The sequence below is a fragment of the Ensifer sp. LC11 genome, from assembly GCF_001695835.1.
In the GTDB taxonomy this organism is placed as follows: Bacteria; Pseudomonadota; Alphaproteobacteria; order Rhizobiales; family Rhizobiaceae; genus Ensifer.
On the sequence record NZ_MBSO01000012.1, the window covers coordinates 182,875 to 195,347 of the forward strand.

Consider the following 12,473-nt stretch of genomic DNA (forward strand, 5'->3'; position numbering starts at 1 on the left):
AGGAAACGATGTCTCAGAAAATCACACTGGTTTTGGGTGGTACGGGCAAGACGGGGCGGCGGGTGGCCGAGCGCCTTCAAGAGCGTGGCGTTGCGGTACGCATCGGTGCGCGTTCGGCGTCGCCGTCCTTCGACTGGGAGGACGAGGCGACCTGGGCGCCCGTGCTCGACAATGTCGATCGCATCTATGTCAGCTATCAGCCGGATCTCGCCGTGCCGGGTGCTGTCGAGACGATCCGCCGGTTTTCCGCCCTTGCGGTTCGCTCCGGCATCAAACGCCTGGTGCTGCTTTCCGGGCGTGGCGAGGACGAGGCGCAGGCGGCCGAACGGGAACTGCAGGCATCCGGGGCGGAATGGACGATCGTTCGCGGCAGCTGGTTCTTCGAAAACTTCAACGAGGGCTTCCTGGCCGAGGGCGTCGTGAGCGGCATGGTCTATCTGCCTCCGGACACGGTCACCGAACCTTTCGTCAGCACCGACGATATCGCCGACGTCGCGGTTGCAGCGCTTCTGAACGACGAGCATGTCGGCAAGGTCTATGATCTGACCGGGCCGCGGCTGATGACCTTTGCGCAGGCCGTGGCCGAGATTGCCGCCGCTTCTGGCCGTCCGATCGGATACCAGTCGGTGCCGGTCGCCGACTTTACCGCACAGCTGCAGGCCGACGGTTTGCCGGGTGACTATGTCGAGCTCATCCGCTATCTCTTCACCTCGGTGCTCGACGGGCGCAATTCCAGTGTGACGTCCGATGTCGAGCGCGTGCTTGGGCGCCGGCCGCGCGACTTTGCCGATTATGCCCGGGAGACCGCAGCAACTGGTGTCTGGAGTATTGCCGCATGATCCCGCTGATCCCCACTCTGGCGTTTGCCGCCGCAATCGGTTCCGGCCTGATGGCCGGACTGTTCTTCATCTTTTCAGTCTGCATCATGCAGGCCCTGTCGCGGCTGCCGCCGGAGCAGGGGATCGCCGCGATGAACGCCATCAATGTCGTCATCCAGAACCCGATCTTTCTCAGCGCCTTCATGGGCACGGCGCTGGTCGCGCTGGCGCTCGTTGTCGTTGCCTTCCTCTCGGGCGGCGATGGGCGGTGGCTGCTGGCAGCGGGCGGCATCGTCTATGTCGTCGGCGTGCTGCTGGTGACCATCGTCTTCAACGTGCCGATGAACGATGCCTTGGGTCAGGCCTCCGGCCAGGCAGCGACCGACCTGTGGCAGCAGCGCTATCTCACCGATTGGGTCTGGTGGAACCACGTGCGCACTTTCGCGTCGATCGGTTCGCTCGCACTCTTCATTCTCGGTTTCGCCCGAGCCTGAGGAGCACTGCCGGCAGGCGTTTTCGGCTTGCCGCGCTACAACGTCGCACTGCTGATATCAATCGACCAGCGAGCCGCAAGTCAGATTGGCGATCGCGCCGGTCATGGCACCGGCGCGGTCGGAGGCGACGAAGGCGGCGTAGTCCGCCACCTCGTCAAGCCTCGGGAAACGACCGAGCAGCGTGCCGGTCGTGGCACGTGCCTCCAGCATCGCCTCGACGGTCGTATCGAAACGCCGCGCAAAGCCTTCAAAAACCTCACGCGCGTGAGAGATCGGCAAGGCTTCGGGAATGGCATCGGGGCGCAGGCAGACGACACGGATGCCCTGGCCACCGAGCTCTCCAGCAAGGATGCGCGAGAAGGTCTCGATGGCACCGCAGGTGGTGCCATAGCCGAGAAAGCCAGACCCGGCCATGCGGGAGCCGGGCGTCGAGAGCGTCAGGATGACGCCCTTGCGTCTCCTTGCCATGTGCGGGGCCACAGCCTTGGCGGTGATGAAGTTGGCTCGGCTGTAGGTCATGATCGGTCGCTCGAAGTCTTCGAGCGATAGGTCGGAAAACGGCGGTCCTTGCACATGGGCGAAACCGACTGCCGTCAGCGCGATATCGATGGCGCTGGCTCTGTCGACAACGGTGCGGGCGTGGCGCTCCACCGCCGGCTGGTCCAGAACGTCGAGCAGATCGAAATCCGCACGGCCGCCGGCATCGCTAATCTCACTCACCGTGCGTTGAAGCCTCTCGGCAGTGCGGCCGACGAGAAAAACCCGCGCACCTTCGCGGGCAAATGCGCGGGCGGCAGCGCCACCGATCGCGCCGCTGCCGCCATAGACGACGGCCGTCTTGCCTTCGAGCAACATCGAAATCGTCCTCCTCGCAAGTTTGGTTCACGGGTTCGGGATGCGCGCTTCGTATTCCTGTTCGAGCTTCGTGAATTTGCTCCAGAAGGCCGACGGTTGCTCGCCTTCCAAAAGGTCGCGCAACAGGTCGAGATGCACGTGCCAGCCGGCGGAAAAGCTGGTCATGATCCCGCGGTTGGCGATGCGGGTATGTGTGACGATGAGCAGCACCTTGTCGCCGCGGGGACTGAGCTCGAAGCGCACCTCGGACGGCGTATCGGTTCCTTCTTCCCAGCTATAGGCAAGCAGGCGCGGCGGGTCCCAGGCGAGCACATGGCCGTGCTTGCGCACTTCTCCGGCGTGATCGACGTATTTCTGCGGCGGTTGATCATCGTCCGTCGTCAGTTCCGAATGGCGGAAGACGTGTTCGACCGTGGCGCCCTCGGAAGAGCCGATCGTTCCCGATGCCATCCAGAGCCGGCGCTTGTTTTCCTCGGTCAGATAGGACCAGACCCGCTCGATCGGGCCGGGCAAGAGGCGCTCGATACGCACCGCGTCGGGGGCGATGACGCGGCCGTAGTCGGTGCTGGCAAAGGCTGTGGAATGCGAAGTCATGGTTTTTCCTCCGGATCGTTTTGAACAGTTGCGTCGTCGGCCAGAAGCAGCGCCTCGAGTGCGTCGATGCGCGTCCGCCAGAAGGCTTCATAGTGGCGCATCCACTCCATGCCCGCATGCATCGGCGCTGCATCGAGCCGGCACACATGCGTGCGACCTTTCACTTCGCGGCGCACCAGACCAGCTCCTTCCAGCACCTTGATATGCTTCGATGCCGCGGCCAGCGAGATCGAGAAGGGCGCCGCAAGCTCGCCCACCAATCTCTCGCCCTGCGAAAGGTTCTGGAGCATGGCGCGGCGCGTCGGATCCGAAAGCGCGTGGAACACGGCATCGAGATGTTCGTTCTGATATTCAACCATGTTGTTGAATATCTCTTCGATCGAGGTGATTGTCAACCGGTTGGTTGAATTTAGTAGTAGCGCGAGAAGGAGTGGTCACGCGGCCCGTCGTCGTGGATGTGCCTTCCCTTCCAGGCGGCGAGCGTATCGGAGAGGTCGTCCGTCGGTACCATCTGGGCGAACTGTTCGCTTTCGACGAGCAGCCCCTCCGCTATCGACATGTTGAGGCCGCGGGTGACCGCGGTGATGATCGAGCGGACGGCGAGCGGCGAATAGCCCATGATGCGTGTGGCGAGGGCGCGGGCGGCGGGCATCAGTTCCTCATGGGCGACGACGTGGTTGACGAGGCCCATCTCCCGCGCGCGATCCGGCGAGAAATCCTCTCCCGTCAACAGCAGTTCGAGCGCGCGCTTGCGGCCGGCGAGGCGCGGCAGGCGCTGGGTGCCGCCGAAGGTCGGCGGCATGCAGAGCTTGATCTCCGGCTTGGCGAAGCATGCCCGCTCACTGGCGATCGCCAGGTGCACCGCTTCGGTGATCTCGCAGCCGCCGCCGTAGGCAATCCCGTTGACGGCGGCGATGAGCGGCTTCGGGAAGGCTTCGAGCCGCGCCGTCAGCCCTTGGCCGCGGCGGACGAAATCGCGCACCGCCGGGTTTACGCCCTTCGCCACGCTTTCCGAGAATTCGTGGATGTCGCCGCCGGCGGAAAAGGCGCGCTCGCCCGCGCCGGTGATGATCACGGCGCCGACCTTGTCGTTCACCTCGATCGCATCGAGAAGGGCGAGAAGCCGATCGATCAGCTCGTAGTTGAGTGCATTGAGCTTCTCTGGGCGGTTGAGGGTGAGGAGGGCGATGCCCTCGGAAATCTGCATCAGCACGGTGTTGGACATGGTTGCTCTCCGGCTTGGGTTGACAGGAAGAAGCTAGGTGAGGGAAGATGCGAAGTATATTCACTAGTCGGTATACTTGAGCGATGGCGAAACCTGAGAAATCGACCCGCGACACGATCGTCGGCGCTGCGGCAAAACTCTTCTATGCCGAGGGCATACGTGCCGTCAGCGTCGACGCGGTGGCCGAGGAAGCGGGCGTGACGAAGCGCACGCTCTACTATCATTTCGACAGCAAGGACGAACTGATTGCCGCCTATCTCGAAGGCCGCGACCAGCCGAACCTCGAGCTCTTCCGGAATTGGTTCGACATGGCGGAGGGCGATCTGGCGGCCAAGGTCGAGGCGATCTTCGCCAACCTGGCGCGGGCGGCACGCCACCCGAAGTGGAAGGGCTGCGGTTTCCTGCGCACCGCGGCGGAGCTTGCCAACATGCCCGGCCACCCGGCGATCCGCATTGGTGCTGCGCACAAGAAGAAGTTCGAGGCCTGGATGGCTGAGACCTTTGCTGAAGCCGGCACCGGCGAGCCGTCTGTGCTGGCGAAGCAGATCCTGCTGCTGCTCGATGGCAGCTTTGCCGTGGTGCTGCTGCATCGGGATGCAAGCTACATGGAAACGGCGGGCATGGCGGCGGCGACGCTTGTGCGCGTGGCGCTTGCCAGTGCGAACCCGAAGGCGTCAGCGGAGCGCGGCGGCCACGTCCTGACGTGAGATGTGGTTTCCGCTTCAATCGGACGCGAATGGCGGGCAGTATAGGCTGCATCGCTATAAGCCGAACACCTGTGAGGGCCGGATGCGGCCGCGTTGCGGCTCGCCGGAGCTGGAGGAATCTATGACCGTCAAACGTATTGTCTCCAACCTCTACGCCCCGGACCCGGAGATGGCGCGCGCCTTCTACGGCGACCTGCTGGAGCTGGAAGTGGTCATGGATCACGGCTGGATCCTGACATTCGCCGAGAAGGGGGCCTCCGCGATGCCGCAACTGAGCGTCGCCAGCGAGGGCGGCAACAATACGCCCGTGCCGGTGCTCTCCATCGAAGTGGACGACGTCGATCGGACCTATGGGCGGGCCAAGGCCGCGGGTGTCGAGATTGTCTACGACATCACCAACGAGCCCTGGGGCGTGCGCCGCTTCTTCATGCGCGACCCCTTCGGCAACGTCGTCAACATTCTCTCGCATTAACGGGCAGCCGTCGGCCGGACCGGCGGCTGTCGTGTCTGGTTGCAATCAGGACAGCGTCAGCGCGTTGGCAAGGTCCGCCACCAGATCTTCGGGATGCTCGATGCCGATCGACAGGCGGATGGTCGAATCGAGCACGCCGATGCGGCGGCGCACCTCGACCGGCACGCCGGAGTGGGTCATCGCCGCGGGGTGGCTGGCAAGCGATTCCGTGCCGCCGAGGCTGACGGCGAGCTTGAAGATCTGCAGCGCATTGAGGAAGCGGAAGGCCGCTTCCTGGCCGCCCGCGATATCGAAGGAGAAGGTCGAGCCAGCGCCGGTGCACTGTGCCTTGAAGGTACGGCCGACGGGCGAAGCCTCGTCATGGAAGGGCAGGTAGTGGATGCGCTCGACCTTCGGGTGATCGCGCAGGAACTCGGCGACGATGCGGGCATTGTCGTCGGCCTTCTGCATGCGCACTGACAGTGTTTCGAGCGAGCGGCCGAGCATCCAGCAGGAATGCGGATCAAGCTGCGTGCCGATCGCGCCGCGCAAGGCCTTGACCTGCTTCATGACAGCCTTCGAGCCGAGGGCGGCGCCTGCGATCAGGTCGGAATGGCCGCCGACATATTTGGTCAGCGAATAAAGCGAGATGTCGGCGCCGTGTTCGATCGGCCGCTGGAAGACGGGCCCGAGCAGCGTGTTGTCGCAAGCGATAACGGGTGTGTGGCCCTGTTTCCGGCCGATCTGATCGGCGACGCGGCGGATCATGGCGACGTCGACGAGGCTGTTGGTCGGGTTCGCCGGCGTTTCGATGAGGATCACCGAGATCCGGCCCTTGGCCATTGCCTCTTCGGCAGCGGCGCTGACCGCTTCGTCACTCACGCCATCGGCAAAGCCGACGGCCGCAACGCCGAGATTGAGGAAGGTTCGGGCAAGCAGCGTCTCGGTGCCGCCATAGAGCGGCTGGCTGTGCAGCACGGCATCGCCCGGTTTCACAAAGGCGAGCAGCGTGGTGGCGATCGCCGACATGCCGGAGGAAAACAGCGCGCAGCTCTCGGTGCGCTCGTAGACGGCGAGGCGGTCCTCGACGATCTCGCTGTTTGGATGGTTGAAGCGCGAATAGACGAGGCCGGCGCCCACGCCCGCCGGCGGCTCGCGGCGGCCGGAGACGAAGTCGAAGAAGTCGCGGCCCTCTTCGGCGGAGCGGAAGACGAAGGTCGAGGTCAGGAACACCGGTGGCTTGACTGCGCCCTCCGACAGTTCCGGATCGTAGCCATAATTCAGCATCAGGGTTTCGGGATGCAGCTTGTGGTTTCCGATATGGGTCTTGGAGGGATGCGGTGCGGTCATGACTTGTCTCCTGAAGGGAAGCGGACTCGACTGACTGGCAAATTATATCAGATGCCTGGGCCGATCCTTGCTATTTCCGGCCGGATCGCCTTGAGTTGCGCAAAGATTTGGCTGAATGGAAAAGATATGGCGCAGAAAATTGCCGACGAGACGGATCGCAGAATTTTGAAGGAACTCGTTGCCGATGCCCGCCTCACCAATAACGAGCTCGCCGAGCGGGTCGGGCTTTCGGCCTCGCCCTGCCTGCGCCGGCTGAGGCGGCTCGAAGAAACCGGCGTCATTCGCGGTTATACGGCGCTGATCGATCCCGCCGTCGACGGCTGGACGATGACGGCGATCGCGACCGTCCGGCTCAGCCGCCAGCACGAGGACGAGATCGTGATGTTCGAGGAGGCGGTGCGCGGCTGGGACGAAGTGCTCGAATGCCATCTGGTGACCGGCTCGCGCGACTACGTGCTGAAGGTCATGAGTTCCGGGCTTGAACACTACGAGCGCTTCATCAAGGAAAAGATCGCCAGGCTTAAATGCGTCGCCTCGATCGAAACGAGCTTCGTCATGAACACGATCAAGGAGCGCCGGATCTAGGCTCACTCCGGATGCCGGTACAACGGTCGTAACTCTTTGAAGACGTTTGATATCCTCCGGCCGATGGCATGATCGAGACACACAGGCTCCGGCCGACGGCTTTGAAAGTGCCGGGGGTGCCCTAGATTCAAAGAATTAGGGCGTCCCAAACGCTCGGCCGGACGCCTGGTTCTCTCGGAGAGAGACGATGGATTTCGCAGAAGCGTTCTACCCCGTCGCTTCCTGGTTGCGGGCGGTCCTACTGAATGAGTGGACGTATTATCAACTCGCCCTCATCGTCGCCGGCTACCTGACCTGCGGCGCGCTTGCCAGGCGGATAGAGCCGTTGGTCGAGGCCCGCGCCCGCACGATCAAGGGCAATCCGGATTTGCTGCGCGTGATCATCGCCTTCATGCGGCGGCTGCGGTGGCTCTTTCTGATCGTTTGGCTCTGGATCGCCGACGGAATGATATTGCGCTTCGGGTGGCCGTCCTATCGATGGCTGGTGGCGACCGCGCTGACGCTGACGGCGGCGTGGTTTGTCATCTCGGTGCTCACGCGCATCATCCGCAACCAGATGCTGGCACGCGTGACTGCCGTCGTGGGCTGGATCTACTTTGCGCTTTATGCAATCGGGCTTGATCGCGTGATCCTGACGACACTCGATGGTGTCGCCGTCAATCTCGGTGCGGTTCGTCTGTCGCTGTTGCTCGTGCTGAAAGCCGTCGTGCTTTCTTCCGCGCTGATCTGGCTTGCCGTGCTGATGGGCAATGTCTCGTCGCACTGGATACAGAGGTCTGCGGATCTCACGCCCTCCTTCAAGGTGCTGATCAGCAAGCTGGTCAAGATCGTCCTGATCGGCTTTGCCGGCGCCATCGCGCTCTCGGCGACCGGCATCGACTTGACGGCGCTGACTGTCTTTTCCGGGGCGGTCGGCGTCGGTATCGGTTTCGGCCTGCAGAAGGTGGTTTCCAACTTCATCTCCGGCATCATCATCCTGCTCGACAAATCCATCAAACCGGGGGACACGATCACGCTTGGCGATACCTTCGGCTCCGTGCGCGACCTGCGCTCCCGTTTCGTCTCGGTCATCACCAGAGACGGCAAGGAGTATCTCATTCCGAACGAGGATTTCATTTCGCAGCAGGTGGTGAACTGGTCGTTTTCCAGCGACTTCGTCCGCATCGAGGTCAGTTTCGGCACCTCCTATGACAGCGATCCGCACGAGGTGGCACGCATTGCCATTGAGACCGTCACATCGCTTCCGCGGGTTGCAAGCAGTTACGCGCAGCCTGTCTGCTGGATGACGGGCTTCGGCGCGTCGTCGCTCGATTTCAAGCTGAGGTTCTGGATTTCCGATCCGGGCAACGGGCTGACGAACATTCGCGGCCAAGTGCTCATGGCGCTCTGGGATGCGTTCAAGGCGGCCGGAATTTCGATCCCGTTCCCGCACCGTGAAATCATCATGAAGACACCGGTCGCGGTAACCCGCGTGTGAAGGCCGCGGTGCCGAAGAAAAGCCAACGCCCGCACGCCTTCCGGTTGCGGCGATTGACTGGACACGAGGGGGAGGCGACATTGCCGCCGGCGCCTCGGTTGCCCCCGGATGGCCGTAGGTTGTTCGGTGACCATCTCCGCATAAGTGGGACCCAGCATGGAACATCTTCAAGAGACGCGCCTGTCGCGGTTGCCGGTGCCGCGTTTTGTCGCGACGCTTCTGGCATCGTTTTCGACCACCGGCCTGATCGTCGGCGTCTTCTTCTTTGCGATGTCGCTGACGCCGAGCCTGATCCCGCGCCCCTATGTGGTGCAGGCGGTGATCTCGGGCCTGTCGCTTGGTGCCGGCTATGCGATCGGCGTGCTCCTGCGCTTTATCTGGTCGTTGCTCGACCTGCCGGAGATCCGCGGGCGTATCGGGGTGATCGTGAAGGCTCTTGCGGCGCTCGGCTGCACTGCCGTCGCGCTCGCCTTCCTCTGGCGCACTGCCTACTGGCAGAACACGGTGCGCGAGATCATGGGGCTGGATCCGGTCGAAAGCGCCGAGCCGTTCAAGCTCGGGCTGATCGCAGCGCTCGTCTTCGTCGCCGTCGTGCTCTTGGCACGCCTGTTCCGGCTGACCTTCCGGTTTCTCACCCGGCGTTTCGAATACGTGCTGACGCGGCCGCTCGCCAAGGTCGCCGGCGTGGTTGCGGCGCTGGCGCTGTTCTGGTCGGCGGCCGATGGCGTCATCTTCCGCTTTGCGCTGCATGCGGCCGACAGCTCGTTCCAGCGGCTCGACGCGCTGATCGACCCCGACATCGCGCCGCCGACAGACGCGATGAAAACCGGAAGCAGCGCATCACTGATGACCTGGGACGAGCTTGGCCGGCAGGGGCGCCAGTTCATCGCCTCCGGCCCGGCTGCCAGAGACATCGGCGCCTTCTTCGGGGCTGAAGCCAAGGAACCCTTGCGCGTCTATGCCGGCCTCAACTCGGCCGAGACGGCGAAGGAGCGGGCGAAGCTGGCGCTGGAGGAGCTGAAGCGTGTCGGCGGCTTCGAGCGGTCGAACCTTTTGATCGTGGTGCCGACCGGCACCGGCTGGATCGACCCGCCCGGCCTCGACTCGCTCGAATATCTGCTGAAGGGCGACGTCGCGAGCGTCGCCGTGCAATATTCCTACCTCACGAGCTGGCTGTCGCTGCTGGTCGAGCCTGAGTACGGCGCCGAGACGGCTGATGCGCTCTTCGATGCCGTCTATGGCTACTGGACGACCTTGCCCAAGGACAAACGGCCGAAGCTCTATCTCTATGGCCTCAGCCTCGGCTCGATGAACTCGCAGGGCTCGGTCGATCCCTTCGACATCATCAGTGATCCCTTCCAGGGGGCGCTTTGGGTGGGCTCGCCGTTTCCGACGAAGACCTGGCTGCAGATCACCGGCAACCGCAATCCGGGTTCGCCCGAATGGCGGCCGCTGTATCGCGACGGCTCGGTGATCCGCTTCACCAACCAGGAGAACGCGCTGAATCTCCCGGGCGCAACGTGGGGCAATGTCCGCATCGTCTACCTGCAATATGCCAGCGACCCGATCACCTTCTTCGATCCCTATTCCTTCTACCGCGAGCCGGACTGGATGAAGGCACCCCGTGGGGCGGACGTTTCACCGGCGCTCCGGTGGTTCCCGGTCGTCACCATGTTCCAGCTGCTCGCCGACATGGCGCTCGCCACAACGTCACCGATCGGCTACGGCCACGTCTATGCGCCGGGACACTATATCGACGCCTGGATGCAGGTGGTGGCACCGCCAGGTGTGACCGAGGCGGATGCCGAGCGGCTGAAGGGGCTGCTCAAGGGCCGCTATTGACAGCCTGCTTGTCGCCGGATCGTTCGCCGCGCAGGTGCGCGGCGATCTGGTTGGCGAAGGCCTGGATCAGCGGCTCTTCGGCCTTCTCCGTCGGGCAGAGCAGATAGTAACCGGCCGACGCCGGTATCGCGGTCGGGAAAGGCTGGATCAACCGGCCTTCGTGTAGATAGGAGCGGGTCAGCACGTCGGAGACAAGCGCGATGCCCTGGCCCTGCAGCGCTGAGGCGACGGCGATCGCGACCGAAGGCACCCGGACGCTGCGGCTGCCTTCGAGCGAGATGCGCGAGGCGGCCGACCAGCGCGTCCATTCCCGGCCATCATCCTCATGCAGCAGGGTGACGTCGCGCAGCTTCTTCTCGCGAAGCGGCCCTTCCAGACGCGGAAACAGCAGCGGCGAACAGACGGTCCTGAGCTTGACGTCGCTGACCGCCTGCCACCACAGGCCGTCGAAGGGCGGATTGTCGTAGACGACGGCAAGATCGAGGTCGTCCCAAACGACGTCGCTGGCGCGGATGCAATTGCGCATCGAAAGATCGGTCACGCCGCGCGTGCCGGCGAACTGCACGAGGAGACCCGCCATCCAGGCGATGGCGAGCGCCGGGGGCAGGGCGACGGTCAGCTTGCTCTTATGGCTTTCAAGCCGGCGGTCGGTTCCGTCCTCGACCGCGGCGGCGAGGTTGCCGATCGCGTGGGATACCGTCTGTGCGAAGTCGCGGCCGGCTGCGGTGAGCTTGATGTTGCGCCCGGACTTTTCGAGAAGCGTCAGCCCGGTCGTCTCTGAAAGCCGGCGCAGCTGCAGCGACACGGCGCCGGGGCTGAGACCCAGTTCGTCCGCCGCCTGGCGCACGGATCCGATCCGCGCCACCGCTTCGAACGCCCGAATATAGGGGAGGAAATGCAGTGCCTTCACTTGGATCGTTCCCGTCGTCAAGCCCGCCAACCGTTTAGCCAGACTACACAATATCAAGCATAAAAAATCGCTATTCCCAATCGATTTTTGCTCCTATGAATCGGGTCGGAGAGAGGGAGGAACACCATGATTGCGGCACAACCATTTGATTTTCCTTATGATGGAAAGCTGGTCCCGTCACAGACGGCGCTGATGGTGATCGATCTGCAAATCGACTTCTGCTCGCCCAACGGTTACTTCGCCTCGATGGGCTATGATCCGGCCCCGCTTGCGGCGATCGTGCCGGCGGTCAACCGGGTGATTGCCGCCGCCCGTAAGGCCGGCTGCCTGATCATCCATACACGCCAGGGCTACCGTGCGGATCTCGCCGACATGACCCCTTACGAGAAATGGCGGCGCAAGCAGTCGGGGCTTGAGAATACGCAAGTGCTCTTGCGCTCGAGCCCCGGCTTCCAGCTTTTGCCGGAACTCGATGTCGCTGACACGGACGTCATCGTCGACAAGACCTGCAACAGTTCCTTCACCTATACGGATCTCGAACATGTGCTTCGGGCGCAGGGCGTCACCCATATGCTCTTTACCGGCTGCACCACGGATGTCTGCGTGCACACGACGCTGCGCGAAGCCTGCGACCGCAATTTCCAGTGCCTGACCATTTCGGATTGCTGCGCCAGCGGCGAGCAATGGGCGCACGAGGCGGCGATCAACATGATCTCGATCGAGAACGGCGTCTTCGGCACGGTCTCGACCAGCGACGCCGTCATTGCGGGCCTTGCGAGAGCCAGCCGCTAAACGCGGCGCCAACTTCACATCGTCAAAACGTTTTTGCCAACCGTTTCAACGGAACGATGCCCCATGCAAAGATATATCTCGCTGATGCGACTGACCGCCAAGGGACTGGCCGAGCTCTCCGACAGCGGCGCCCGGCGCAAGGTGAGCGAGGACCGCGTCGCCGCGCTCGGCGGCCGCTCGGTCGCCTTCTACGCCACGCTCGGGACCTACGATTTCGTCCAGGTTTTCGAGATGCCGGACAATGCGTCGATGATGCAATACGTGCTGACGGCGCGGCGCGACGGCTTCGTGGATCCGCTCATCCTTCCTGCCTTCGACAGCCAGACCTATGGCGACATCGTCGGCCGCGTTTCACCAGCGCATTGAGGGGAAT

15 protein-coding genes are annotated in these 12,473 nt (G+C 63.4%); 9 read left to right on the plus strand and 6 right to left on the minus strand.

Annotated elements, in window-relative coordinates; all coding sequences use genetic code 11:
- Nucleotides 1-8 precede the first annotated feature (8 nt).
- Together BBX50_RS09600 and BBX50_RS09605 are read left to right on the plus strand one after the other, a co-directional pair.
- Nucleotides 9-839, plus strand: a complete 831-nt coding sequence (locus BBX50_RS09600) for an NAD(P)H-binding protein (RefSeq protein WP_065775081.1) — start codon at nucleotides 9-11, stop codon at nucleotides 837-839.
- Nucleotides 836-1,312, plus strand: coding sequence for an anthrone oxygenase family protein (locus BBX50_RS09605; protein WP_065775082.1), 477 nt, complete (start codon nucleotides 836-838; stop codon nucleotides 1,310-1,312). The genes BBX50_RS09600 and BBX50_RS09605 overlap by 4 nt, the downstream gene beginning before the upstream one ends.
- A 57-nt stretch (nucleotides 1,313-1,369) precedes the next feature.
- Here BBX50_RS09605 and BBX50_RS09610 read toward each other — a convergent pair whose 3' ends face one another.
- Genes BBX50_RS09610 through BBX50_RS09625 form a run of 4 tightly spaced genes read right to left on the minus strand, consistent with a single transcriptional unit; the run spans nucleotide 1,370 to nucleotide 3,986 of the window.
- Nucleotides 1,370-2,167, minus strand: a complete 798-nt coding sequence (locus BBX50_RS09610; protein ID WP_065775083.1) for an SDR family oxidoreductase — start codon at nucleotides 2,165-2,167, stop codon at nucleotides 1,370-1,372.
- Between the two features lie 27 nt (nucleotides 2,168-2,194).
- Nucleotides 2,195-2,761, minus strand: coding sequence for an SRPBCC family protein (locus BBX50_RS09615; RefSeq protein ID WP_065775084.1), 567 nt, complete (start codon nucleotides 2,759-2,761; stop codon nucleotides 2,195-2,197).
- Nucleotides 2,758-3,120 (minus strand): metalloregulator ArsR/SmtB family transcription factor, encoded by a 363-nt coding sequence (locus tag BBX50_RS09620; protein WP_065775428.1) that lies wholly within the window; start codon nucleotides 3,118-3,120, stop codon nucleotides 2,758-2,760. The genes BBX50_RS09615 and BBX50_RS09620 overlap by 4 nt, the downstream gene beginning before the upstream one ends.
- 50 nt (nucleotides 3,121-3,170) lie before the next feature.
- Nucleotides 3,171-3,986 (minus strand): crotonase/enoyl-CoA hydratase family protein, encoded by an 816-nt coding sequence (locus BBX50_RS09625; protein WP_065775085.1) that lies wholly within the window; start codon nucleotides 3,984-3,986, stop codon nucleotides 3,171-3,173.
- A gap of 83 nt (nucleotides 3,987-4,069) precedes the next feature.
- Here BBX50_RS09625 and BBX50_RS09630 point away from each other — a divergent pair, with 83 nt between their 5' ends.
- Together BBX50_RS09630 and BBX50_RS09635 are read left to right on the plus strand one after the other, a co-directional pair.
- Nucleotides 4,070-4,693, plus strand: coding sequence for a TetR/AcrR family transcriptional regulator (locus BBX50_RS09630; protein ID WP_065775086.1), 624 nt, complete (start codon nucleotides 4,070-4,072; stop codon nucleotides 4,691-4,693).
- Nucleotides 4,694-4,814: 121 nt separating this feature from the next.
- Complete coding sequence (locus BBX50_RS09635; protein ID WP_065775429.1) at nucleotides 4,815-5,165, plus strand: VOC family protein; 351 nt, start codon at nucleotides 4,815-4,817, stop codon at nucleotides 5,163-5,165.
- A gap of 45 nt (nucleotides 5,166-5,210) precedes the next feature.
- On the opposite strand, the gene BBX50_RS09640 is transcribed toward BBX50_RS09635, so the two are convergent.
- A complete protein-coding gene (locus tag BBX50_RS09640) occupies nucleotides 5,211-6,494 on the minus strand; it encodes a cystathionine gamma-synthase family protein (protein ID WP_065775087.1) in 1,284 nt (427 codons plus the stop codon).
- 126 nt (nucleotides 6,495-6,620) lie between these two features.
- Between BBX50_RS09640 and BBX50_RS09645 the strand changes: the two genes are divergently transcribed.
- From BBX50_RS09645 to BBX50_RS09655, 3 genes are all read left to right on the plus strand, one after another.
- Nucleotides 6,621-7,079, plus strand: coding sequence for an Lrp/AsnC family transcriptional regulator (locus tag BBX50_RS09645; RefSeq protein ID WP_065775088.1), 459 nt, complete (start codon nucleotides 6,621-6,623; stop codon nucleotides 7,077-7,079).
- Between the two features lie 187 nt (nucleotides 7,080-7,266).
- Nucleotides 7,267-8,556, plus strand: a complete 1,290-nt coding sequence (locus BBX50_RS09650) for a mechanosensitive ion channel domain-containing protein (protein WP_065775089.1) — start codon at nucleotides 7,267-7,269, stop codon at nucleotides 8,554-8,556.
- A gap of 156 nt (nucleotides 8,557-8,712) precedes the next feature.
- Complete coding sequence (locus tag BBX50_RS09655; RefSeq protein WP_065775090.1) at nucleotides 8,713-10,398, plus strand: alpha/beta-hydrolase family protein; 1,686 nt, start codon at nucleotides 8,713-8,715, stop codon at nucleotides 10,396-10,398.
- Here BBX50_RS09655 and BBX50_RS09660 read toward each other — a convergent pair.
- On the minus strand, nucleotides 10,382-11,308 hold the full coding sequence (locus BBX50_RS09660) for a LysR substrate-binding domain-containing protein (RefSeq protein ID WP_065775091.1): 927 nt from the start codon (nucleotides 11,306-11,308) through the stop codon (nucleotides 10,382-10,384). The two genes, BBX50_RS09655 and BBX50_RS09660, sit on opposite strands and share 17 nt — an antisense overlap.
- 126 nt (nucleotides 11,309-11,434) lie before the next feature.
- On the opposite strand from BBX50_RS09660, the gene BBX50_RS09665 reads away from it, so the two are divergent.
- Both BBX50_RS09665 and BBX50_RS09670 read left to right on the plus strand, forming a co-directional pair.
- Entirely contained in the window at nucleotides 11,435-12,100 is a 666-nt protein-coding gene (locus tag BBX50_RS09665) for an isochorismatase family cysteine hydrolase (protein ID WP_065775092.1), read from the plus strand.
- 63 nt (nucleotides 12,101-12,163) lie between these two features.
- Complete coding sequence (locus BBX50_RS09670; protein ID WP_065775093.1) at nucleotides 12,164-12,466, plus strand: GYD domain-containing protein; 303 nt, start codon at nucleotides 12,164-12,166, stop codon at nucleotides 12,464-12,466.
- The last annotated feature ends 7 nt before the right edge of the window (nucleotides 12,467-12,473 follow it).

Coding starts and splice junctions, on each gene's coding strand:
- BBX50_RS09630 (WP_065775086.1), top strand. CDS start 4,070: ATGGCGAAACCTGAGAAATCGACCCGCGACACGATCGTCGGCGCTGCG.
- BBX50_RS09635 (WP_065775429.1), top strand. CDS start 4,815: ATGACCGTCAAACGTATTGTCTCCAACCTCTACGCCCCGGACCCGGAG.
- BBX50_RS09665 (WP_065775092.1), top strand. CDS start 11,435: ATGATTGCGGCACAACCATTTGATTTTCCTTATGATGGAAAGCTGGTC.
- BBX50_RS09645 (WP_065775088.1), top strand. CDS start 6,621: ATGGCGCAGAAAATTGCCGACGAGACGGATCGCAGAATTTTGAAGGAA.
- BBX50_RS09650 (WP_065775089.1), top strand. CDS start 7,267: ATGGATTTCGCAGAAGCGTTCTACCCCGTCGCTTCCTGGTTGCGGGCG.
- BBX50_RS09600 (WP_065775081.1), top strand. CDS start 9: ATGTCTCAGAAAATCACACTGGTTTTGGGTGGTACGGGCAAGACGGGG.
- BBX50_RS09640 (WP_065775087.1), bottom strand. CDS start 6,494: ATGACCGCACCGCATCCCTCCAAGACCCATATCGGAAACCACAAGCTG.
- BBX50_RS09615 (WP_065775084.1), bottom strand. CDS start 2,761: ATGACTTCGCATTCCACAGCCTTTGCCAGCACCGACTACGGCCGCGTC.
- BBX50_RS09625 (WP_065775085.1), bottom strand. CDS start 3,986: ATGTCCAACACCGTGCTGATGCAGATTTCCGAGGGCATCGCCCTCCTC.
- BBX50_RS09610 (WP_065775083.1), bottom strand. CDS start 2,167: ATGTTGCTCGAAGGCAAGACGGCCGTCGTCTATGGCGGCAGCGGCGCG.
- BBX50_RS09605 (WP_065775082.1), top strand. CDS start 836: ATGATCCCGCTGATCCCCACTCTGGCGTTTGCCGCCGCAATCGGTTCC.
- BBX50_RS09670 (WP_065775093.1), top strand. CDS start 12,164: ATGCAAAGATATATCTCGCTGATGCGACTGACCGCCAAGGGACTGGCC.
- BBX50_RS09620 (WP_065775428.1), bottom strand. CDS start 3,120: ATGGTTGAATATCAGAACGAACATCTCGATGCCGTGTTCCACGCGCTT.
- BBX50_RS09655 (WP_065775090.1), top strand. CDS start 8,713: ATGGAACATCTTCAAGAGACGCGCCTGTCGCGGTTGCCGGTGCCGCGT.